14 protein-coding genes are annotated in these 23,417 nt (G+C 48.5%); 8 read left to right on the forward strand and 6 right to left on the reverse strand.

Features of this window, described 5'->3' with window-relative positions; genetic code table 11:
• Positions 1-35 precede the first annotated feature (35 nt).
• Positions 36-1,091 carry a 3-deoxy-7-phosphoheptulonate synthase gene (locus tag BZG78_RS06520; RefSeq protein ID WP_077575985.1) on the reverse strand — a complete coding sequence of 352 codons (1,056 nt, stop codon included), beginning with the start codon at positions 1,089-1,091 and terminating at the stop codon, positions 36-38.
• A gap of 229 nt (positions 1,092-1,320) precedes the next feature.
• Entirely contained in the window at positions 1,321-2,790 is a 1,470-nt protein-coding gene (locus BZG78_RS06525; RefSeq protein WP_077660723.1) for a protein adenylyltransferase SelO, read from the reverse strand.
• A gap of 158 nt (positions 2,791-2,948) precedes the next feature.
• Here BZG78_RS06525 and BZG78_RS06530 point away from each other — a divergent pair, with 158 nt between their 5' ends.
• Positions 2,949-3,788 carry a S1-like domain-containing RNA-binding protein gene (locus BZG78_RS06530; RefSeq protein ID WP_077660724.1) on the forward strand — a complete coding sequence of 280 codons (840 nt, stop codon included), beginning with the start codon at positions 2,949-2,951 and terminating at the stop codon, positions 3,786-3,788.
• A 207-nt stretch (positions 3,789-3,995) separates the two neighbouring features.
• Here BZG78_RS06530 and BZG78_RS06535 read toward each other — a convergent pair whose 3' ends face one another.
• Genes BZG78_RS06535 through BZG78_RS06545 form a run of 3 tightly spaced genes read right to left on the reverse strand, consistent with a single transcriptional unit; the run spans position 3,996 to position 9,659 of the window.
• A complete protein-coding gene (locus BZG78_RS06535; protein ID WP_077660725.1) occupies positions 3,996-6,632 on the reverse strand; it encodes an MlaD family protein in 2,637 nt (878 codons plus the stop codon).
• Positions 6,595-7,854, reverse strand: a complete 1,260-nt coding sequence (locus BZG78_RS06540) for a paraquat-inducible protein A (RefSeq protein ID WP_158011787.1) — start codon at positions 7,852-7,854, stop codon at positions 6,595-6,597. The genes BZG78_RS06535 and BZG78_RS06540 overlap by 38 nt, the downstream gene beginning before the upstream one ends.
• Before the next feature lie 2 nt (positions 7,855-7,856).
• The gene (locus BZG78_RS06545; protein ID WP_077660726.1) at positions 7,857-9,659 is read right to left on the reverse strand and encodes an ABC transporter ATP-binding protein; all 1,803 of its coding nucleotides are present in this window, start codon (positions 9,657-9,659) and stop codon (positions 7,857-7,859) included.
• 76 nt (positions 9,660-9,735) lie between these two features.
• Between BZG78_RS06545 and BZG78_RS06550 the strand changes: the two genes are divergently transcribed.
• From BZG78_RS06550 to BZG78_RS06565, 4 genes are all read left to right on the forward strand, one after another.
• A complete protein-coding gene (locus BZG78_RS06550) occupies positions 9,736-10,194 on the forward strand; it encodes a GAF domain-containing protein (protein ID WP_077460564.1) in 459 nt (152 codons plus the stop codon).
• Positions 10,195-10,309: 115 nt separating this feature from the next.
• A complete protein-coding gene (gene proQ / locus BZG78_RS06555; RefSeq protein WP_021023230.1) occupies positions 10,310-10,966 on the forward strand; it encodes an RNA chaperone ProQ in 657 nt (218 codons plus the stop codon).
• A gap of 17 nt (positions 10,967-10,983) precedes the next feature.
• On the forward strand, positions 10,984-13,011 hold the full coding sequence (gene prc, locus BZG78_RS06560) for a carboxy terminal-processing peptidase (RefSeq protein WP_077660727.1): 2,028 nt from the start codon (positions 10,984-10,986) through the stop codon (positions 13,009-13,011).
• A 128-nt stretch (positions 13,012-13,139) separates the two neighbouring features.
• Entirely contained in the window at positions 13,140-13,796 is a 657-nt protein-coding gene (locus BZG78_RS06565) for a hypothetical protein (protein ID WP_077660728.1), read from the forward strand.
• 70 nt (positions 13,797-13,866) lie between these two features.
• Here BZG78_RS06565 and pncB read toward each other — a convergent pair whose 3' ends face one another.
• Positions 13,867-15,039, reverse strand: coding sequence for a nicotinate phosphoribosyltransferase (pncB, locus tag BZG78_RS06570; protein ID WP_077660729.1), 1,173 nt, complete (start codon positions 15,037-15,039; stop codon positions 13,867-13,869).
• A gap of 363 nt (positions 15,040-15,402) precedes the next feature.
• On the opposite strand from pncB, the gene pepN reads away from it, so the two are divergent.
• The 3 genes from pepN to BZG78_RS06585 all read left to right on the forward strand — a co-directional run bounded on the left by pepN (position 15,403) and on the right by BZG78_RS06585 (position 23,364).
• Positions 15,403-18,012, forward strand: coding sequence for an aminopeptidase N (gene pepN / locus BZG78_RS06575; protein ID WP_077660730.1), 2,610 nt, complete (start codon positions 15,403-15,405; stop codon positions 18,010-18,012).
• 107 nt (positions 18,013-18,119) lie between these two features.
• On the forward strand, positions 18,120-18,338 hold the full coding sequence (locus BZG78_RS06580; protein ID WP_021023225.1) for a DUF2835 domain-containing protein: 219 nt from the start codon (positions 18,120-18,122) through the stop codon (positions 18,336-18,338).
• 205 nt (positions 18,339-18,543) lie between these two features.
• A complete protein-coding gene (locus BZG78_RS06585; RefSeq protein ID WP_077660731.1) occupies positions 18,544-23,364 on the forward strand; it encodes an NAD-glutamate dehydrogenase in 4,821 nt (1,606 codons plus the stop codon).
• Positions 23,365-23,417 lie beyond the last annotated feature (53 nt).

Below are 23,417 nucleotides of genomic sequence, written 5' to 3' on the forward strand. Positions count from 1 at the left end.
GGCATGCTCTGGACATACCCATGTTCAATCAATGGTTATGTATTTTTTCGCGCCATGACAGCGTTGGCAAGTTGAGCCAAAACCTTTTCGGTATCTTCCCAGCCGAGACAAGGATCGGTAATCGACTGACCATAGGTGCGTGAATCGGCACTCCCCATTGCTTGATTACCTTCTTGTAAAAAACTCTCAGCCATAATGCCAGCGATCGCTTGCTCGCCACCATGGATTTGCGCGGCAATGTCTGCACACACCTCCAATTGACGGCGGTGCTGCTTTTGGCAATTACCATGGCTAAAATCAACCACAAGCTTGGTAGGTAAGCCAAAACCTGCCAGCGTGTTCGCGGCTGCCTGTACATCATGCGCGTGATAATTCGGCTGGTGTCCGCCGCGCAAAATAACATGGCCGTCAGGGTTACCGGCAGTGCGATAGATTGTCATGGCGCCATGTTTGTCCGGCGAGCAGAACAAATGCGATTCACGGCTTGCACGAATCGCGTCGACGGCAATAGTAATATTACCATCGGTGCCATTTTTAAACCCAACAGGGCTTGAGAGCGCTGACGCCATCTCGCGATGAATTTGGGATTCGGTCGTTCGAGCGCCGATCGCGCCCCAGCTAATTAGGTCAGCAATATACTGACCGGTAATCATATCGAGAAACTCGGTCGCCGTCGGTAAACCCATTTTATTGATATCGAGCAGTAACTCACGCGCGGTGAATAGCCCCGCACGAATGTCGCCGCTACCGTCGAGGTGGGGATCGTTGATCAAGCCTTTCCAACCGACAACGGTGCGCGGCTTTTCAAAATAGGTGCGCATCACCACCAATAATTGATCTGTGTATTGATCGGCTAGGGTTTTGAGCTTTGCTGCGTAATCACGGGCCGCGGTTGGATCGTGAATCGAGCAAGGGCCGACGATCACGAGTAGTCTAGGGTCTCGGCCATTGAGAATATCGCTAATCGCACGTCGTGCGGTGGTTATGTGGTGAGCAACACTGTCAGTAACGGGGTGGGCAGCTTCCACCTCTGCAGGCGTAGGCATGGTATCGACCACACGGGTTCGAAGCTCGTCGGTTTTCAGTGGCATAGAGGACAGCCTTCCTCACATTTTTATCTGTTGCGAAGCCAGTAAGATAGCAAAAAAAGCGGCCTGTGAAAGCATCAATGTGATATCTGTTGGATTTTTTCTTCCAGAGCGGCAAGGTGTCACGCCTACCAACAGGTTATGCGTGACGATGATTGACGGATTGAATGAAGGTTATTATGTTACCCTGTCACTCAATCCCTTGATCAATCTGTGTGTTTAATACTCAGCACTAGGATGAACAACTCAAGGTGAGATCTTTGTCTTCTTCCGCGGGCCGTTGTGCGAGATGGGCCAATGCCGGATGTGCATCAAAGGGAGCGGCTAATACAGTGATAAGATCGTGCGTAGGTTGCATGTTACCTTGTTCTGCGGCATCAATGGCTTGCTGAGCCAGAGAGTTACGCAAAATAAATCCAGGGTTTGTTGCTCGCATACGGTTTAGTCGTTCAAGCGAATCAAGATGATGGATACGTTGATGGTAATCGCTTAGCCATTCACTCAAGCTGTCGGTATCGGCAATCATGTCTGAAAACTGACTGAGGCTTGGTGCGGTGAGTAGGGCATCGTTTTCAATCTCGCTGAGCCGGCGAAAGAAAAGGGTATAATCGACACCTTCGCTCTCAAGCAATGAAAAGAGCGCATTAAATAAATGGCTATCACCCTGCTGTGCGTCCGATAAGCCCAATTTATCACGCATTGCTTTGCTATATGCCACTTGCAAATGATGTTCATAGCCGCCAAGAATGTCGTTGATCACCGCGCTGTCGAGCAGTGGCGTGAATGCGTAACCCAATGCGGAGAGGTTCCAAAGCCCAATGGCGGGTTGTTGGTTGAAGGCGTAGCGTCCGGTGTGATCCGTGTGATTGCAAATATTGCTGGGATTGAAATCATCTAAAAATGCGTAGGGGCCATAGTCAAAGGTTTGGCCCAGGATCGACATATTGTCGGTATTCATCACGCCATGGTTAAAACCAACGGCTTGCCATTGAGCGATCATTCCAGCGGTGCGCTCGACAATTTCTTGCAGCAATGCCGCATACGGTTGCTCGGCTTTGGCAAGTTCAGGGAAATGACGCGCAATCACATAGTCGGCCAGTGTACGCAGCGCGTCATGTTGTTGGCTAAAAAATAAATACTCAAAATGACCAAAACGGACATGGCTTTCTGTCACCCGCAATAACGTTGCTGCGGTTTCCATTCGCTCACGCATGACGGGCGTGTCGCTCGTGGCCATGGCGAGGGCGTGCGTGGTTGGGATGCCAAGTCCGCGCATTGCTGTACTGGCTAAGTATTCACGGAGCGTTGATCGTAGCACGGCCCGACCATCACCATGGCGACTATAAGGTGTTTTACCGGCCCCTTTTAGATGCCAATCCCACAGTGTGCCGCTGTTATCACGCCACTCGCCCAGTAATACGCCACGCCCATCGCCGAGCGCGGGATTGTATTGACCAAACTGGTGCCCCGTGTATTTCATGGCAAAAGGCGTGCGGCCGGCCAAGGGTTGCTCTGCCGATAATAACGCGCGAAAGGTATCGCTTTTGATGTCTGCATCGGTTAAGCCGAGTTTTTCCGCCAAGGTGGCGTCATAGGTTAAAATTCGTCCGTTATCTAGCGGCGTTGGTGTAACGGACTTACCGAATGCGCTGCCCAACTGGCTAAAACTAAACCGAATGTGTTCGCCATTAAATACTGCCATGTTTCCCCCTTATTTGCTTTAGCCAGCCTAACAGGGTTACGACGACTAACAAGAGACAGAAAGTAAGGGTATTTTTTCTGCGACGCGTCGGATCAACAACGCATCTTACGTGCAAATTGCGTATACTTGGGGGCATTATTTTTTATCGTGTTGAGACAATGATTAAACTAGGCCAATTTAATACGCTTACTGTGGTCAAACAGGTAGACTTTGGGGTGTTTCTGGACGGAGATGACTACGGCAATATTCTCCTCCCCAAGCGTTATGTACCGCAGAATACTCAGCTTGGCGACGACCTTGATGTGTTTGTTTATTTCGATTCTGAAGATGACATCATAGCGACCACCGAAACGCCTTATGTGCAAGTGGGTGAGTTTGCATCCTTGCGTTGTGTTGGTGTGAACTCAGTGGGCGCGTTTGTTGACTGGGGGCTGACTAAAGACTTGCTGGTGCCATTTAGTGAGCAACGCACGCGTATGGAAGAGGGCAAACCGTATGTTGTGCGCGTTTATACCGACAATGCATCAGGGCGCATTGTGGCGAGTCGTAAATTTAACAAGTTTATTAGCGACGTACAGCCCAAAATGCAACAGGGAGATAAAGTCACGGTACTGATCACGGATAACACTGATCTGGGCTATAAGTGTGTGGTCGACAATCAACACTGGGGACTGATTTATCGCGCTGAAGCGTTTGGTAAGTTGTTTATTGGCAAAAAACTCAGCGCCTACGTCAAACATGTACGCGACGATGGCAAAATGGATTTATCGCTACAAAAACCAGGTAAAGCCCGGGTCGATGAGTTAGGCGATAAAATCTTACGTACGCTGGAAAACAAAGACGGCTTCTTACCGCTGAATGATAAAAGTTCGCCTGATGCTATTTTTGCTTTGTTTCGTACGAGCAAGGCAACCTTTAAAAAGACACTGGGTGGCTTGTATAAGCAGCGACAAATCCGGATCGAACACGATGGCATTTACTTAACTAAGTTCGATTAACATGACAAAAAAATGCCCGGTACGTCCTGTTCCGGGCTTAGGGAAAAGGCTCATTGGAGCCCGATGCCAATTTAACTTTGTTTCTTATAGTGTAGTTTGTCATTAGTGATTTTCCAGCGCATGAAGAAAATAATGCGGGCGTGGAAATGAAGATAAAAGGGTATCGCGACAGACGCGCGATACCCTGGGGATCATGGCTTAGGAATCTTATGGCTTGGGAATCGTTGTCCGCCACGCTTTCCATGCGGTTTTCCCTTCATCATGGAGTAAAAAATGCTGTTGATCCTGAGCGATAGGCTGAAGCGGCTTGTCCTCAGGGGTTGAGAAAGCAATCCCGCCTTTTAGCAAACTATCAATGGTACCGCTTTTTAAATCGGCACCGGTTAATCCTATCGAGACATCCACGCCTGATTGATTCCAAAATACAGAGTTCTCGCGTACTAAATAGGCATAGTCGGGAGCAATGTGTAATTCGAATAAAACGCGATCAGCGAGTTCACCCAGTGTTATTTTAGCGACAGTGCCTACTTCTATTTCTCGATACAACACAGGCGTACCTCGGGTCACTGAATGGCGCGCATCGCTTTCTAATATCAAAGTGAGTCCTTGCGGATACTTTGGCGTCTCATGCAGGACAAACTGCTGGGAAAATTCACCTTGGCCGGGCTCGACGGAGATATAAGTTCCAAATAAGGAGTCTAAGTTTTCGGTCTTGGTCAGACTTAGTACGGGTTGCGTCAACCAAAAGTAACTCCCTTGACGCGCCAATGCGCGTTTATATTTCGGGTAGAGCCTTGCGTGTATACGCACCTTCTCCTGGCTGAAATCAGGCGACATGTCGATCACTTCACCCACATCGACGCCTTGATAGCGAATCGCACTGCCTACTTTTACCCCATTGGCTTGGTCGACTGTCAGCATAATATCAACACCATATTGGGCTGCGTCTTGTTTGGAAGGGTAGAGCTTCCACTCTCCGTTGCGTTGATTACTGATCCCCGGCATGTCGCCAAACGCGATGCCGCCATTGAGTAGCGAACGGACCGAGCCTGTATTAATTTCAACGCCACGTAAATTGGCTTTGATATCCAGTCCGGATTGGTTCCAAAACACTGTATTGCGATGAATTAAGTGCTTGTAGCGGTTATTGACAGCGATGGCGATGGTGACGCTCTGACCGTTTAATTGGTAACCCTCCACTTGACCGACAATAAAGTTACGATACATCACGGGGCTGCCTTCGCTGATACTGGGTAAGCGGTCAGCGACAAGCGTAAAGCGCGTTTGGCCTTGTGCGCTTTGGTTGGCATGTTTTGCTTGAATGGATGACATGTACAGCGGATAGGTATCGTTGGCGCCTTTCGCGCCCTTGCTGGTGAAGCTAAGTGCCGGATCGGCAATTTGTTCCATTGCAGGCACAACCACGTCGAGCCCTTTACCCGTTAGCTCACCAGTAATGCCGCCAAGGATGAAAAATTGCGATGCTTGTTTTACGAGGTGACGATATTGCGGGTCGATCACCACATCTATCGTAACATTGTCACTTTCATTGAAGCCGATATGGTCAATAAAGCCGACCTCTATGCCGCGGTGTAACACTTTTGTATGTTGAGAGAGACCATAGGCATCGTCTGCGGTCAGGGTGACGGTTAAGGCATTGTCTTGTTGTTTACGTTGTTGATGGCGGTTGGCAGCGGTGAATAGATGGTCCGATGTAACGGAATCTGCGTCCGCAGAACCTGGCTCAATCGATAAATAATTGCCAAGTACGAGGTTACCGATGTTTTTCAAGCCATCAAAGCCAATTTGTGGTTGCTCGATTTTTATACGCGTGTCTTTGTTCAGTAGCCAGGTCATACTGGGATCGAGTTTGGCGGTGGCGATAGGACCAGGATAATTGTCTGTGATTTCAATACGCGTAATTTCACCCACTTCTAATCCTTGGTAGGTGATCCGTGTGCCTCGGCCCGGCAGACCGTGATCAGCGGGTAAAGCGATGTTTAATGTTTGCCCCCGCGCGGCATGCGCGAGACTCGAATACAATTGAAATGGCTGATTCGCATCCGAACGAGGGCTGTTATTGGGAGAGTCGAACGCAATGCCTCCCGCAATTAAACTTGCCACGCTATCTAATTCGAGTTCGACGCCAGAGGCATCGATCCGTGTTTTAAGCCCACTGACCGACCAGAAACGTGTCTGCTCTTTCAGTAAGTGTGCGAATTGGGGTTCAATCAACGCCGAGAGCGTCACGCCTTGCGCGTCACTGTCGAGCCGATAGCTATAAACCTCGCCGACTTGAATTTTACGGTAATAAAGGGGAGAGCCGACATTAAGAGAGCCCAGGGTCGGTGCTCGCAGTTTCACCGTCGTCCCCGCCTTTTCGGCCATATCTGTCGGTGGCTCGTCGCGTGCGGTAAATGTCAGGCGAGGCTCACCTTTTCCTGGCTGCAAAGCAATGTAGTTACCGGATACTAAGGTTTCTAAGCCACTGATCCCAGTAATGGAGGCGCGAGGCTTGACCAGCCAAAATTCTGTCCCGGAAGTTAAAAGCTGTGTGGCTTCTGGATAGATATTGGCATCGACATAAATACCATCAAGATCGTCAGCCAAGGTAATATTGCGCACCTTGCCGACCTCCAGCCCTTGATAGCGGATAATGGTCCGCCCAGCCTCTAATCCTTGTGCATCACTAAAAAGAATCTGGATCCGTTGCCCGGCTTCATTGATTGACTGAAACACCAACCATGCGGCTAAACCTAGCGCCAGTATAGGGAGTATCCATAGTGGAGACAGGCCATAGGTGGTTTTAATTATCGGTGAGGGTAGGTCTTGTTTGTCGCTCATGATGATCCCATATCAAACGCGTATCAAGAAATTCGGTGGCGAGCATGGTTAATACCACGACAATGCCAAACGCGATGGCGCCCGGCCCGGGGGTAAAGTCCATAATGCGACCACGATCAATTAATGCCACCATAAATGCAATGACGAATAAGTCCATCATTGACCATTTTCCGATCCACTTAACCCCACGATATAGCCACATATGCTGACGAGGTGTAATGGCAGTGCGGCGCCGAAAACTGATTAGTATTAATCCTAGCCCCAAGATCTTGGCCACTGGAACGATGATGCTGGCGGTGAAAATGATCACGGCAATACCAGGCATGCCATTATTGATTAAGCTCGCCACCCCAGAGAAGATGGTGTCTTCAAGCCGAATACCGTTAGAAAATAAAATTGAGATCGGATACACGTTGGCTGGAAACAAAAAAATACTGGCTGTGATCAAACATGCCCATGTCTTTTGCTCACTGCGAATGACACGCCGATAAAGAGGCTGGTGGCAGCGCTGGCACGCACCTTGGTCTGCGGTCTGTGTTAAGCCACAGTGACCACAACGAATGAGTGTGGACGTGTTATCCGATGATGTCGCAGCTAAAGAAAATGTATCCCAGTATCTTTGTGTATTCACTCTGACCAGCAGCACAGAGAGCAAGATCTGGATAACCGCGTAACAGGCGAGGCCGATGGAGAAATGCAATGAGGCATAGTCTTGAATTTTAAAACAAGCGATGGCCAAACTGACCATCAAAACATCCGCCATGACCCAATGACGACTATGGTCAACCACCTTGACCGCAAGACGAAAGCACCGAATCGCTTGACGTCGTCGTGCAAGGTGTAAAGTGAGTAAAGCGCTGGTAAAGATAAGTGGCCCTAGAGAGGCACAAATCACCACGAGCGCAGCCACAAAAGGAAAGTCGGACCAAAGGCGCGCAGCACCGGTCAATACGGAGGCGTTGATCGTTGAGCCTAATAAATCTATCGATAGCAAAGGTTGGAGATGGGCTGGCAAGAAAAGGATAAGTATCGTCAAGGTTAACGCTATTTCACTATTAAATGATAAGCGTCGACCCTGTGCGAGTTTGGTCGCGCAGCGTGGGCAAATGGCAAGATGGTCATAACCCGTTTGACAGCCTTGTAGCACCCGATCACAACCCGGGCACCTTATCTGACTTGGATAAGATACCGACAGGGTGTTGTCTGGTGGTTGCCTTCTCACGATTATTTCCCTGCTACCTGTTGGAGTTGTCCATATAAGGTTTGATAAACACCGGGTGCATTCACCAGTTCGGTGTGTGTCCCTTGTTGACTGACCTGACCTTCATCGAGCACATAAATTAGATCGGCTTCTTTAACCGCTGACAGCCGATGTGCAACAATCAGTGTCGTACGACCGGCCAAAAAGGTTTGCATTGCTTGATGCAGTGCGCGCTCAGTGGCGGTATCGAGTGCCGACGTGGCTTCATCTAAAATCACCAGTTTAGGGTCGCCGAGCAGCATACGCGCAATTGCAACACGCTGGCGCTGACCGCCTGATAAGCGCACCCCTTGGCGTCCCATTGGGGTCTCTAAGCCTTGAGTCAGCTGATTCACGACATCGCCCAGCTGTGCGCGCTCCAACGCTTGCCAGAGCGTCGCATCATCAAACTTACGTCCCAGACTTAAATTATTTCTTAAAGTATCATTAAACAGTATGGGCTGTTGCAATACCACGGCAATTTGATGACGAAGCGCATCCATATTGATGGCATGAATGGAATGGCCATTAAAGCGAATATCACCCTGTTCTACAGGGTAGAGCCCTAACAACAGCTGAATGAGGGTTGATTTACCGCCCCCACTTGCGCCGACGAGGGCCACGCGTTGTCCGGCCGGGATCTGCATGGTGAGACCATCGAGAACCGCTTTGTCATCATCATACGCAAAGTGAAGATTATCTATCTCAACATCGATTGCTTGCGGGTTCTCCCTCCCTGAAACGAGCTCGCCTGGATCGATCCCCTCTGGACGCCGAGTTTCTTCGGGTAATTGCAAGACCTCGTTAATCCGAGTCATCGCTGCTTTGGCGCTATACCACGCAAACTGGATCCCGAGTAGCTCTTGAACTGGCCCGAGCATAAACCATAGATAGCCAAACACGGCAAACATCAAGCCGATAGAAAGATCACTAAAAAAAACCATGCCCATCGCGACCGCGCGAAAGAGTTCAAAGCCGACTAAAAACATTAAGAACGAAAGACGACCCGCCGCCTCAGATTGCCACGCGTATTTATCGGCGCTCACTTTAATATCATTTGCACTGTCATCAAGTTGCTTTAAATAGGTCCGCTCTCGGTTAGCGGCGCGAAGTTGATATAATCCGTCTAGGGTATCGACCAGTCGCTGTTGGAACTGTTCAAAGGCTCGGTTTTCGCGCGTTTTAAGGTGTTTTACGCGTTGGCCGAGGGCACGACTCAGCGCCACCACAATGGGATTAATCAATAAGATAAACAAGCCTAATCGCCAGTCAATCCAAAGCAAAACCACCGCTGTCCCGGTGACAGTGAGGATCCCGATAATAAATTTACTCAGCGTGGTCCCGATAAACTTATCGATGGTTTCCACATCGGTGACAAGGTGAGAAGTCAGCCCGCCACTGCCACGAAGTTCGTACTCTCGCATGCTGATACGGCCGAGTTTTGCAATCAAGTGCTGACGGATTTTATAGGTGATGGCTTTACCCACCAGCGTAAATTGGCGACCTTGTAAGATGTTCAACCCTTGGCTGATGGTGCGCATCAATACCACGATCACTAAGACGGCAGCGATATAGTACGCAGCCTGTTGCCAGCTTTGTGGCAGTATTGTGTTAAGTACCGACAGCCCCCAATCGGGTTTGTCGAGTAGCACCTCGTCGACCAACAATGGCATCAATAGCGGAATTGGCACACTGATGAGCGTGGCAGCAATGGCGACCACGTTTGCCCAGATTAGCCGCGTTCGATGAGGTCGTGCTTGGTCAAGAAGCCAGCGCCAAGTGATCATAAATCAAGATACTCAATTGAAATGTCTTTAGATTCTTTCTATTGTAATGGTCTTGTTGATTGAGATGCAGTGATTTATGGAAAACAAAGCGGATTTTTATCGTTTGTTAACGCAACAAGCGGTGGCTTTATGTGAAGGTGAGCCTAACCTTATCGCTAAGCTTGCTAATGTGAGCGCCTTGCTAAATAGCCAACTTGACGATATCAACTGGGTGGGATTTTATCTGGATGACGGTGACGAGTTAGTGCTTGGACCATTTCAAGGCCAACCCGCGTGTGTTCGTATTCCTTTTGATAAAGGTGTATGCGGTGCGGCTTACCGACAAGATATTGTCATGCGAGTTGAAGATGTCCATGCTTTTGAAGGACATATCGCCTGTGATGCCGCCAGTAACGCTGAAATTGTTCTGCCAGTGCAGGTTAACGGACAACGGCATGCGGTACTCGATATTGATAGTCCAAGTATCGGTCGATTTGACCAAGAAGATGAGCATGGACTGGCTACCTTGGTCAAAGAAATGCAAAAACACTTATGATTTCGCCAATCTTGGTAGTTTTTTAATATCAGGTATCTATAATACGCACCACTTTCATACTTAAATACACGTAGATACGCTGCTGCAGTCTTGCTGCAGCAGGCCAGGAAAAAACATGGAAAATACTGAAAAGCTCGCGAACAGCAAAGAAGTCATTGCCTATATTGCTGAACGTTTCCCTAAATGTTTTACTGTTGAAGGCGAAGCCAAGCCATTAAAAATTGGTATTTTTCAAGATCTTGCGACTCGTCTTGACGGCGATCCCAAGGTAAGCAAAACCCAATTGCGCGCCGCGCTTCGTCAGTACACGTCTTCCTGGCGTTATCTGCACAGCGTGAAACCCGGTGCGTCACGCGTCGATTTAGATGGCAATGCGTGCGGCGAGTTAGAGCAAGAGCATATTGATCATGCGGCTCAGGCTCTAGCAGAAAGTAAAGCACGGGCCGCTGAGCGTCGTAAGCAACAACAGGCGAAAAAAGCGGAGTCTCAGGCGAAAAACGGTGAAAAAGCGCCAGCCAAAGGCAAAAAAGCGGCAGCGCAATCGGCAAAAGGCCGTACAAGTAAACCAAAGCCCGCTAAAATGACTAAGAAAGAGAGTGAGCCACGTCGCGAACTCAGCGCCAACGACGTTGTCGTAGGCAAAGACGTAAATGTGAACATGGGCAATGGTAATTTACCTGCGACCATTGTTGAAATTAATAAGGATGAGGTGCGGGTTCGCCTAACTAACGGATTAACCATGTTAGTAAAAGCGGAGCACCTCAGCGCCTAAAGGAGACTCCTCGACGCATGTTTTGTCGACGCCGCGTTTCGGCGATTGCTGCCAGCCTCATGCTGGCAGCATCTGCCCAGGCCGTAGAGGCCGATTTTCAACTCAGTGAGTTACCTTCACTCTCTGCTGAACCTCAACACGAAACCGCTTCTAAGCGGGTAACCTCTCGTTTTACCCGATCGCACTACAAGCAGTTTACGCTCGATGACGCGTTCTCAGCGGCTATTTTTAAACGCTACCTTGAAACGCTGGACTACAACCGTGTCTTTTTGACTCAGGATGATGTTGACACGCTATCGCGTTGGGAACATCGTTTAGATGACCAATTAAAGGCGGGTGAAACAGAAGCCGCGTATGCAATTTATAACCGGGTTCTCAAAAAGCGCTTTGAACGCTATCAGTACGCTTTAAAAGCACTCGATAAACCGTTTGATTTTTCCGCAGATGAGAGCATGGTACTGGATCGTACTGAGCGACCATGGGCGGCAAATCAAGCGGAGCTTGATGCGATTTGGGACAAGCGAGTCAAAAATGACGCATTGAACTTACGCCTCACGGGGAAAGAGGATGATGCGATCCGCGACACCCTAGGGAAACGGTATAACAGTGCGTTAAAACGCCTCACACAAAGCCATAGTGAAGATGTGTTTCAAGTCTACATGAACGCCTTCGCCCGTGAGGTTGATCCGCATACGAGCTACTTATCTCCCCGTAATGCCGAACAATTTCAATCGGAAATGAACCTGTCTCTTGAAGGAATTGGTGCCGTTTTACAGGTCAAAAACGAATATACCGTCATTCGTTCTCTGGTTGCTGGTGGCCCTGCGTCCAAGTCAAAACAGTTGTCGCCAGGTGACCGCATTATTGGTGTTGGCCAGGAAGACGAATCGGTTGTCGACGTTATTGGCTGGCGTCTGGATGACGTGGTGGAACTGATCAAAGGCCCGAAAGGGAGCGAGGTTCAACTCAAAATTCTTCCTGAAGGCGCTAATGCTAAAAGTTACAATGTCACGTTAACCCGCGATAAAATTCGTCTTGAAGATCGTGCGGTGAAGTCGGAAGTGATCGCGCGCGGCGAAGATAAAATTGGTGTACTCACGGTACCGGGGTTTTATGTCGGCTTAGCCGATGATACCAAAAAAGAATTGGCAAACTTACAAGAGAAAGATGTCAGTGGCATCGTTGTCGATTTACGTAATAACGGTGGCGGGGCGCTGAGTGAAGCAACGGCGCTCAGTGGTTTGTTCATCGACAAAGGCCCGATTGTGCAAGTAAGAGACAGCTACGGTCGAGTGAAAGTCAACGCCGACAGTGATGGCAAAAGCTATTACGATGGTCCAATGACCGTGCTGATAAATCGCTATAGTGCCTCTGCGTCGGAAATTTTTGCCGCTGCCATGCAGGATTATGATCGAGCGGTAGTGATTGGCGAACAATCGTTTGGTAAAGGAACAGTGCAACAGCATCGTTCGCTCAACCATATTTACGATTTGTTCGATAACCCACTGGGTTACGTGCAATATACAATCCAAAAGTTTTATCGCATCAGTGGCGGCAGTACCCAAAATAAAGGTGTCGTACCTGACATTGCGTTTCCATCGCCTGTATCGCCTGATGAAACTGGTGAAAGTATGGAAGACAATGCATTGCCTTGGGATCGTATTGAAAAAGCGGATTATCAGGCACAGTCTTTGCCTGAATCAGTGATTGATACCCTCGCGCAACGTCATCAAGCAAGGATTGCTGACGATCGAGAGTTCGGTTTCATTCGTCAAGATATCGCGCGCTATCAAAAAGAAAAGGACGACAATACCTTGTCTTTAAATGAGAAAGTACGACGTCAAGAGATGGATGACGAAGATGCAGACCGCTTAGCGCGTTTAAATGCACGTCAAGAAGCCATGGGTGAGCCTCGCTTCAAGTCACTCGATGATGTACCTAAAGAGTATGAAGAGCCCGATGCCTACCTAGACGAAGCCGCTAGTATTACGCGAGATCTGGTTAATCTCACGACATCGCGTAACGAGTCATCTCTTAACGAGTAGTGCGCCCGAAAAAGACACGACTGTGATCACTACAAGCCTGGGTCATCCGACCTGGGCTTTTTTTTCACTCAAAATGAGAACTAGGTCTAATCTTAGTAATAAGGCATCACCATCAGTAGGGGGAAGGTATGCGTTATTTCTACGGGATCACACTTGCCATGTTTATGGCATGGCCAGTGCATAGCGAGGATTTAGGGCGCTTTGACGTTCCTTTGCTGCTGGGGCAATGGTACTGGTTTAGTGAAGCAAGCGAAACATCAGCCCCCCATCCTTATAAAGCAATTAATATCTCCTTTAACTCCCACTATGAATTTCGTATCGATATGTTACGTCGTAACGGAAAGCTGGAAACAGCGGCCGGCCAATATAGCGTTACTCAGCAAACACTGAGGCTTTATGATGAGAATGGCACGGATCAGGTACATGCTTATCAATTGAATCATCACCAGTTGCAATTACAGGGGGCTATCTTTACGAAGTTGCTTCCAGACAACCTGAGTGGTTTGTGGCGTTCAAACAGTATTGAAGGTGATGATGTTAGCGAAGACGTAGACGGTGTGTCGCTAAAGTTGCGCCCAGACTTTTTGTTTGCGATGCAAGTAAGAGGCGATAGTGGCCGTTTAGTGACCCATCGAGGCGTCTATTTGGTCGAGGGGGATCACTTAATGTTGATTTACAAAGAAGGGCGTCACTCGTCGCAATACCAACTGGCCGCTGATACTTTGCGATTAACCAATGATGTATTTGGTATGGAAGCGGTATTACAACGGCAACGCCAAGAATAGCAGTGTCAAGAATCGTTCAGCCCGTAAAAGTCGGTTATCGTCATGGCATTTTACGGGCCCAATCCGTGATTCACGGCGACAAATTAAATGCGGCCTTTAGCGCCGATAAATGCGCCTCGTCCTTACAAATCGCCTTGTTCGGTTCATCCGATATTTTGGCAACCGGTTTACCTTGGCAGCTGGTCAGCTTGATCACCACATTTAGTGTTTTCACATTGGGTAGATCACAAGTCAGTTGTGTGCCAATCCCAAACGACGTACTCGCCTTACCCGCAAAGTGTTGATAAATATGAATGGCTTTAGCCAGTGTCAAGCTATCTGAAAAAACGAGTGTTTTATCTTTAGGATCGATATGGTGGTGGCGATAGTGCGCAATGGCTTTTTCGCCCCAGATGATGGGATCGCCGCTGTCGTGACGTAAGCCACTGAATGCCTGAGATAGAGACGCATCAAGATCGCGCAAAAAGGCATCCATATTGATACAGTCGGTAAGGGCGATCCCAAGACTATTCGGATACTCGCGTAGCCATACATTAAGCGCGAGCTGTTGAGAATCTGCTAGATCGCCCGCCAGTTGTTGGTGGGCTTGAAACCACTCATGCGCTTGTGTGCCAACCGGAGGAAGCCCTAGCTGCTTTGCTAACCAGCAATTCGAGGTCCCCTTTAGCGGTGGATAAACGGCGTGTAAACGCGTGACGATAGCCTGATGGACATCGCGCGAAAAACGACGGCGTGTACCAAAATCAACCAGATGAAAGTCATCCGAGTAGCCATCGGCCGGTAAGTGTGCCAGTTTGTCGTCAAGGCGCGCTAAGGCATCCGCGACTCCCAATTCTGGATAGCAAGCGCGATTGCGTAGCTCACAGATAATCGCAAGCAGTGGCACTTCCCACAGAATAACGTCACACCATGGCCCATCGATATGCACAGCAAGTTGTCCCTCTTCAATGGACACCGTCACCTGTTGAGGGTTGAGCTGGAAGTGCGAGAGGTAGGCGAGAAAATCAGCCTGATACAAATCTAACGAGGCGAGATAATCAATCTCGTCCGCTTGGAAACGGAGTGTCCCCATGTGGTGAATATGGTCGATAAGCTGCTCGCGCAGATAGGCAAGGTTTTCATCACTGCGGCAATAAAAGTCCGCACTGACATGAACGTCAGGGTAATGATGAAAGACAGCCTGCTGCATATTCAGTTTATAAGCATCAGTATCCAAAAGCGATGTGATGATCGGATTGTGCATGCGTGAGGAACGCCTTACGGGTTACAAAACGAAATTGGCTTCATAGTACCGTAATTTTCAAAAAATTTAACCGTCGTCACATTATATTTCCGCATGGATTGGCAGGCTTCGTTGACATTTTGTTGCGCTTTTAACCACTACCGTTTGTTTTTAGTACAGCGGCGTGTCTTTGTCTGTCTCCCATTGAGCGGGCGTTAATCCTTTGTCGCCATCGCGTTAAATGTAAACGCAAACATTTGATAACAAACTGTTAAACCTATAGTCATCTTTGCTCAGCCGCGGTATGGTATGGCATGCACATCGTCCTAAAGGCGAATGAATACAATTCGTTGGCTGAGGTACACCCGATAAAAAGGAAATAACATGTCTCAACAACCTACCGCCAAATACCGTGATGACTACCGCGCACCGGACTTTACTATCACGGATATCAATCTTGAGTTCGATCTTGATCCGAATAAGACCCTGGTGACAGCAGTCAGTCAGGTAAAACGTCTTAATGAACGCGCGACGGATCTCGTACTCGATGGTGATGATCTGACTCTGGTGCGCCTGGATATTAATGGTGACACCTGGACGGCATACAGCGAAGAAGCGGGTAAATTGATTATTCGCGATGTCCCCGCCGCCTTTACTTTGACCATTCAAACCCAGCTAGATCCGGAGAATAACTCTGCGTTAGAAGGGTTATACATTTCTGGCGGTGCGTATTGTACCCAGTGTGAAGCAGAAGGCTTCCGTCGTATCACCTACTACTTAGACCGTCCTGATGTACTGGCGCGATTTACCACCAAAGTGATTGCGAATAAAGCGGCGTATCCTTATTTGCTTAGTAACGGTAATAAAATGGCGGCGGGTGATCTTGATGACGGCCGTCACTGGGTTGAATGGCATGATCCTCATGCCAAACCAAGCTATCTATTCGCCTTAGTGGGCGGTGATTTTGATGTCTTGCGAGACACGTTTGAAACGCGCTCAGGGCGCAATGTCGTGTTAGAAATATTCGTCGATAAAGGCAATTTAGATCGTGCCGACCACGCCATGGTGTCACTGAAAAACGCCATGAAGTGGGACGAAGAGCGATTTGACTTAGAATACGATCTCGATATCTACATGATTGTTGCCGTCGACTTTTTCAATATGGGCGCGATGGAGAACAAAGGCCTAAATATCTTTAACTCCAAGTATGTGCTTGCCAATGCAGAGACGGCAACCGATACCGATTACCTGGGTATTGAAGCGGTGATTGGCCACGAATACTTCCACAATTGGACAGGCAACCGTGTTACCTGTCGGGATTGGTTTCAACTTAGCCTCAAAGAAGGGTTAACGGTTTTCCGTGATCAAGAGTTCTCTTCTGACTTGGGGTCGCGCTCCGTCAACCGCATCAGCAATGCACGCATCGTGCGTGGCCCGCAATTTGCTGAAGATGCAAGCCCTATGTCTCATCCAATCCGCCCTGAAAAGGTGATTGAGATGAATAACTTCTACACCCTAACTGTGTACGAAAAGGGTAGTGAAGTCATTCGTATGATGCACACCATTCTCGGTGAATCTGCTTTCCAAAAAGGGATGAAGCTGTATTTTGAACGCCATGATGGTACCGCATCGACCTGTGATGATTTCGTCCAAGCGATGGAAGAGGCATCAGGCATTGATCTTACCCAGTTCCGTCTGTGGTATAGCCAGTCAGGTACACCGGTGCTGACCGTTTCATCCACCTATGATGCGGCTACCAAGCAACTGGCGCTGCATGTGGCACAGCACACGCCGGCGACGGCTGATCAGCAAGAAAAGCAGCCGCTGTATATTCCGCTCGATATCGAAATGTACCGTCAAGATGGCAGTGTGATTGAGTTACAGCGTCACGGAGAGTCGGTTTCTAACGTATTGGCGGTCACACAAGCAGAGCAAACCTATCTGTTTGATCATGTCGATGAGCAACCGGTCCTATCGCTACTACGCGAATTCTCAGCACCGGTTAAACTCGAATATGATTATCAGGACGATGAGTTGGCGTTCTTATTGCAGCACGCTCGGAATGACTTTGCGCGCTGGGATGCGGGCCAAAGCTTACTGGCTAAGCATATCAAAGCGAATGTAGCGCGTGTGCAAGATGACCAACCGATCGATGTGCCCTTATCCGTAGTTGATGCCTTCCGTGGTGTGTTGCTGAGTGACAATACCGATCCTGCCTTGATTGCTGAAGTGCTCAATTTACCTTCAGAGACAGAGGTAGCAGGTTGGTTTGAAACGGTCGACGTGGATGCTATTCACCAAGTGATGGCAGCGTTTAAACAGCAGTTTGCTGATCATATGGTGGATGAGCTTGCCGCTGTGTATCGTCAGTATGCACAAACGGATTATCAAATCACACACAAAGCGATGGGTGAGCGTGCCTTGCGTAATGCCTGTTTGAGTTACTTGGCCCATACAGAAAATGGCAATGGCTATGTTGAGCAGCATTATCAAGAAGCGCACAATATGACAGATACCATGGCAGCCCTGAGCGCAGCAAACAGTGCACAATTGCCTTGCCGAGAGCCGCTGATGAAAGGCTTCAGTGATCAGTGGCAGCATGATGGGTTGGTGATGGATAAATGGTTTATGCTGCAAGGCGCCAATCCAGCCGATAATGCGTTAGAGCAAGTAAAAGCGCAAATGTCGCACCCAGCATTTACGTTGAAAAACCCTAACCGTATACGGAGTTTAATTGGCGCATTTTGTAATCGTAACCCGGCACGTTTTCATGCTAAAGATGGTGCAGGGTATCGATTCTTAAAAGAGATCTTGGTGACTTTAAACCAGTCTAACCCGCAAGTGGCGTCGCGCTTGATTGATCCGCTATTGAAACTGGCGTACTACGACTCAGCGCGTCAACAGCAAATGCGTAATGTACTGCAAGAGCTCGCCGATATGGATAACTTGGCGAACGATTTGTATGAAAAAGTGGAAAAAACACTTGAGCAGTAACCAATAAGTTGGGATAAAATCAAGACGTACGACAAGTGAACCTCAAAAGCCGCCTGGTTGGGCGGCTTTTTAACGAATAAACTTATGAGCGGATTAAAAAGTGAACCATGGAGTACTTTTTTAGCGTCTATATTGCCTATTCTGAGTATCAGCATTACTACAGTGGTGCAGCTGCGAATGTGGTTGTGACCACGGACCAAGGGCTGCGCTTACAAATCCCGGCGTCTCGCTTTCGCCCTTTTCTTTCACAGCTTGGCATTAGGGGGCGTTTTAAACTGACGACGGACGCGCACCACCGCTTTCAATCGTTAATGCGCGTTGCTTAATAGGCGTTGGTTAAAGCCTCATCCAATCTCTAATTAAATAGCCACACCAGTCACATTCTCGCGAAAATCGCGTAAATCCAGCCGTTTATCTATAACGTTTTTGCTATCCAAGCCTTACACTAGACAGTGCGTTTGTTAACGCAATGTTTACCTCTGATGACGACTCACAATGATAATGTTCTAAAAAGGACAACGGAGTGCCAGAATGACCTCGCGTGACCCTATAGTACCAGTGTTACTTGAGAAGGTTTATCAACTCATCGCTGATAAACTCGATGATCCTCAACAACCACTTGTCGATGCGTTAGCCAAAAGGATATTGGGTCAAGTATCTGATGACGATTTGCAGGAACGCAATGAGTCAGATCTTTATGGTGCAGTAATGAGCTTATGGCACCATCTCAACACGTTTGAACAAGATAAAGTCTTTGTTAAAGTTTTTAACCCAAGCCTGAGCGGAAATGGATGGCAATCAACCCATACGATTGTTGAAATCCTCGCTCCAGATGCCCCCTTCCTTGTCGATTCTGTGCGTATGGCCCTTAATCGCTTAGGTATCACAACGCACTTGATGCTGAATAGCCCGATCAAAGCGCGCAAGAATGAGCAGGGAGATGTGGTCGGCATTGGCAGTGAGGACGGCCAATTCCAAAGCACGTTCCATATTGAAATCGACAAGATGTCAGATGACTCAGAGATGGCAGCACTTGAATCTGAGCTCTCTGAAACCTTGACCGATGTTGTAATGGTGGTGAACGACTGGAAGCCAATGCGCGCGCAAATGCTTGAGCTATTAGCATCATTAAAAGAGACCCAATTACCGATTGATGATGAGCGCCGCCAAGAAGCTGTCGAGTTCCTAAGTTGGATCACGGACAATAACTTTACCTTTATGGGCTACAAGTGCTTTGACCTGGTTCCGGTTGAAGGCGATTACGAGCTTCGCGCAAGCAGTGACTGTGACGCACTAGGTTTAGCTAAAAAGCACAAATCCCCCCAGGCTCTGCGTTTATCCGAAATGCCTGAGTCAGCCCGAGCAGAAGCGCTGAAAAAAGAGCTGTTAGTGCTTACCAAAAGTAATGCGAAATCTCGGGTTCACCGTCCGGCTTATGTCGATTATATCGGGATCAAAAAGTTTGATAGCAACGGTAATGTGATCGGCGAGCACCGGTTTACTGGGCTCTATGCATCGTCTGCTTATAACCAGTCGACCGCTAGCATTCCGGTGCTGCGTAATAAAGTACGCCGTATCCTTGATAACAGCGGTTTTTATCGCGAATCACACGCGTGGAAAGCACTGGCTAATATCCTAGAAAACTACCCGCGTGATGAACTGTTCCAAGCGACAGAAGACGAAATGCGCAATGTGGGAATGGGCGTGGTACAAATGCAAGACCGCGACATGCTCCGTGTATTTGTGCGTCGTGATCCGTTTGGTCGTTTTTTCTCGTGCATGGTGTATATCACCCGAGAGCGCTATGACACCGAGTTCCGTCGTCAAACCCAGCGTATTTTTCAGCAATACTTTGGATCAGATCAGACGGTTGAATTTACCACTTTTTTCTCGGAAAGCCCGCTGGCGCGGACGCATTATATTGTCCGAGTGGAAAATAATAACTTCGATATTGATGTGAAAAAAATCGAACAAAACCTCACAGAGGCAGCGTCATCGTGGGATGATCGTTTACAAGAAGCCGTGATTGCTAATTTTGGTGAAAATCGTGGTACACCGATCGCGAAACGGTATTTGCGTGCGTTTCCGCGTTCCTACAAAGAAGCGATGTTACCAGGGTCAGCAGTGGCGGATATTGAACGCCTAGAAGGGCTCAGTGATGACAATAAACTCGATATGTTGCTCTACAGGCCGCAAGAAGTTAGCCATCAATCTAATGCCATTAGCCTAAAGCTTTTCCAAAAGGGGGAGCCGATCCATTTATCGGATGTGATGCCGATGCTAGAAAATCTAGGGCTGCGTGTGATCGGCGAATCGCCGTATGAGGTTGAAACCAGCCAGGGGGATGTGTATTGGATTCTCGACTTCTCTATGTTGCACAGTGCGGGAGCAGCGTTTGATCTTGGTAATGCGCGTGATCGCTTCCAACATGCATTTGCCGACATTTGGCATGGCCGCTTGGATAATGACGGCTTTAACCGCTTGGTATTAAACGCGGGGTTATCCGGACGAGAAGTCACGATTCTACGCGCCTATGCTCGGTATATGCGCCAGATTGGCTTTCCTTTCAGTCAGGCGTATATCGAGGATACATTAGCTTCGCACCCGCATCTTGCTGGGTTCTTGGTCAGGTTGTTTAATCGACGCTTTGACCCTGCGGGTAAGCAAAACAAGCGAGAACAAGATGCGATTATTCACGAGATTGAAGAGGCACTAAACAATGTTGAAAGTTTGGATGATGACCGTATTATTCGTCGATACATGGAAATCATGCTCGCGACCATGCGCACAAACTTTTTCCAGAAAGATCCGGACAATGGCCAAGACAAACCCTATCTATCGCTAAAACTGCAAGCATCGGATATTCCGGATATGCCTAAGCCGGTTCCCGCGTTTGAGATCTTTGTTTACTCCCCTGATGTAGAAGGGGTGCACTTACGCGGTGGTAAAGTCGCGCGTGGTGGACTTCGTTGGTCCGATCGCCAAGAAGACTTCCGTACCGAAGTATTAGGCTTGGTGAAAGCGCAGCAGGTCAAAAACACCGTGATTGTGCCAGTCGGGGCGAAAGGGGGCTTTGTCTGCAAGCGTCAACATCAGTTAACTGAGCGGGATGCGATCATTGCTGAGGGTAAGCGATGCTATCGAATCTTTATCCAAGGGTTACTTGATATTACCGATAACATTGTCGAAGGCACCTTGACGCCGCCTGACCATGTGATCCGTCATGACGACGATGACGCCTATTTAGTCGTCGCGGCAGATAAGGGAACGGCAACTTTCTCTGATTTAGCGAACAGTGTCTCAGCGCAATATAACTTTTGGCTGGGAGATGCTTTTGCGTCCGGTGGCTCGAATGGGTATGACCACAAAAAAATGGGGATTACGGCCGCAGGTGCTTGGGAATCGGTAAAACGCCACTTCCGTGAAATTGATATTAACTGTCAAACCACGGACTTTACCTGTGTCGGCATTGGCGATATGGGCGGCGATGTGTTTGGTAATGGCATGCTGCTTTCCAAGCATATTCGCTTAGTCGCAGCGTTTAACCACATGCATATCTTTATTGATCCCGATCCAGATGCCGCGAAAAGCTGGGAAGAGCGCCAACGTCTCTTCAATTTGCCGCGGTCAACTTGGGAAGACTACGATACTCAGTTGATAGCCAAAGGTGGGGGGGTGTTTTCTCGCCGTGCGAAATCAATCACCTTAACGCCGGAGATACAAAAGCTGCTCGGCACCCGTAAGCAGACGATGGCGCCTAACGATCTGATTAAACAGATCGTAAAAGCCAAGGTTGATCTGCTTTGGAATGGCGGTATCGGCACCTATGTTAAGTCATCGAGCGAAACCCATACCTCGGTAGGTGACCGTGCTAATGATGGTTTGCGTGTCAACGGCAATGAAGTGGGTGCTCGTATCATTGGTGAGGGCGGTAACCTTGGCATGACCCAATTAGGGCGAATTGAGTATGCGCTTAACGGCGGTCGAGTGAATACCGACTTTATTGATAATGTCGGTGGTGTCGATTGCTCGGATAACGAGGTCAACATCAAGATCCTGCTTAATGGGCTGGTGGCAGCCGGTGATCTGACCATGAAAAAGCGCAATGAGTTGCTGGAGCGAATGGAAGACGAAGTGTCTGACATCGTGCTCGAGGATGCTTATAGTCAAAGTGAGTCGATCTCTGTCACCCATAACCAGCAGGCCGCTTTGTTAAAAGAGCAGATCCGGTTTATTCACTATTTAGAGAAAGAGGGTAAGCTCGATCGGGCGCTTGAATATCTGCCAGACGATGAAACCTTGTCTGAACGTAACTTGCGTGGCACCGGTTTAACGCGCCCAGAAATTGCTGTGTTGGTTGCCTACGGCAAAATGGTTCTCAAAGAGCAGCTGGTTGTTGATGATGTCACGCAAGATGCTCACTTCGGACAGCTACTCCCTAGTTACTTCCCTAAAGAGTTACAACGTCACTATCGAGGCGAGATGGAATCTCATCCACTGCGTGGTGAGATCATTGCCACCGCACTGGCGAATCAAATGTCGAATGACATGGGTTTTAACTTTGTGACCCGCATGCAAGATGAGACCGGCGCCAGCGTGAGTGATATTGCTAAGTCTTATGCCATTGCCAGAGAGGTATTTGGTTTTGAGCAGCTATTTGATGATGTGCGCGAACTCGATAATCGTGTGAGCGCCAAAGTGCAGTATGACATCATATTCCGCTGTCGCCGAATGTTACGCCGTGCAACCCGTTGGATGTTACGTAACAAACGCAAAGGAGAGAGTATTGAGGCCCAAGTTGGCTTTTATCGTCCTGCATTGCAAAACTTGGTGGATCACCTCGATCAGTATTTGGTTGAGGGTGAGATCACCGAGCACGATCAACAAGCGGAGGCATTGATAAAAGCGGGTGTACCTGATGCGCTTGCGAACAAGGTTTGTCGCCTGACGAGCGTTTTCTCGGGATTAGATCTTGCCCAAGTGTCAGAACAACTCGACAAGCCATTCGAGCTAGTGGCGCGCTTGTACTATGTACTGGGTGATCGTTTATCACTGCACTGGTTCTTGAAGCAAATCAATAACCAGCCGGTTGATAACCACTGGCAAGCGCTTGCCCGCGCCTCGTTCCGTGAAGATCTTGACTGGCAACAGCGCTTATTGACCGCTCGCATCGTTTCAGAGATGGATTCACAACACGATGCCGAGACAGGGTTAACGCAGTGGATGGATGATCATGCTGTAATCCTGAGCCGTTGGCAAAGCATTGTCGATGAGTTCAAAGTCGGTTCTATGCATGAGTTTGCCAAGTTCTCTGTCGCGCTGCGTGAATTGTCGTTACTAAATTTAAATTGAATTAGTGCGCCAATAACGCAATAATCTAGCCCCGTTTATAACGGGGCTTTTTT

Origin of the sequence: Salinivibrio sp. MA351 (genome assembly GCF_001996065.1) — a bacterium.
GTDB lineage: Bacteria > Pseudomonadota > Gammaproteobacteria > Enterobacterales > Vibrionaceae > Salinivibrio > Salinivibrio costicola.

Excerpts from the sequence above, each read along its gene's own strand:
- BZG78_RS06535 (WP_077660725.1), bottom strand. The coding sequence starts at position 6,632 with ATGAGCGACAAACAAGACCTACCCTCACCGATAATTAAAACCACCTAT.
- prc (WP_077660727.1), top strand. The coding sequence starts at position 10,984 with ATGTTTTGTCGACGCCGCGTTTCGGCGATTGCTGCCAGCCTCATGCTG.
- BZG78_RS06585 (WP_077660731.1), top strand. The coding sequence starts at position 18,544 with ATGACCTCGCGTGACCCTATAGTACCAGTGTTACTTGAGAAGGTTTAT.
- pepN (WP_077660730.1), top strand. The coding sequence starts at position 15,403 with ATGTCTCAACAACCTACCGCCAAATACCGTGATGACTACCGCGCACCG.
- BZG78_RS06520 (WP_077575985.1), bottom strand. The coding sequence starts at position 1,091 with ATGCCACTGAAAACCGACGAGCTTCGAACCCGTGTGGTCGATACCATG.
- proQ (WP_021023230.1), top strand. The coding sequence starts at position 10,310 with ATGGAAAATACTGAAAAGCTCGCGAACAGCAAAGAAGTCATTGCCTAT.
- BZG78_RS06525 (WP_077660723.1), bottom strand. The coding sequence starts at position 2,790 with ATGGCAGTATTTAATGGCGAACACATTCGGTTTAGTTTTAGCCAGTTG.
- BZG78_RS06580 (WP_021023225.1), top strand. The coding sequence starts at position 18,120 with ATGGAGTACTTTTTTAGCGTCTATATTGCCTATTCTGAGTATCAGCAT.
- pncB (WP_077660729.1), bottom strand. The coding sequence starts at position 15,039 with ATGCACAATCCGATCATCACATCGCTTTTGGATACTGATGCTTATAAA.
- BZG78_RS06545 (WP_077660726.1), bottom strand. The coding sequence starts at position 9,659 with ATGATCACTTGGCGCTGGCTTCTTGACCAAGCACGACCTCATCGAACG.
- BZG78_RS06550 (WP_077460564.1), top strand. The coding sequence starts at position 9,736 with ATGGAAAACAAAGCGGATTTTTATCGTTTGTTAACGCAACAAGCGGTG.
- BZG78_RS06530 (WP_077660724.1), top strand. The coding sequence starts at position 2,949 with ATGATTAAACTAGGCCAATTTAATACGCTTACTGTGGTCAAACAGGTA.
- BZG78_RS06565 (WP_077660728.1), top strand. The coding sequence starts at position 13,140 with ATGCGTTATTTCTACGGGATCACACTTGCCATGTTTATGGCATGGCCA.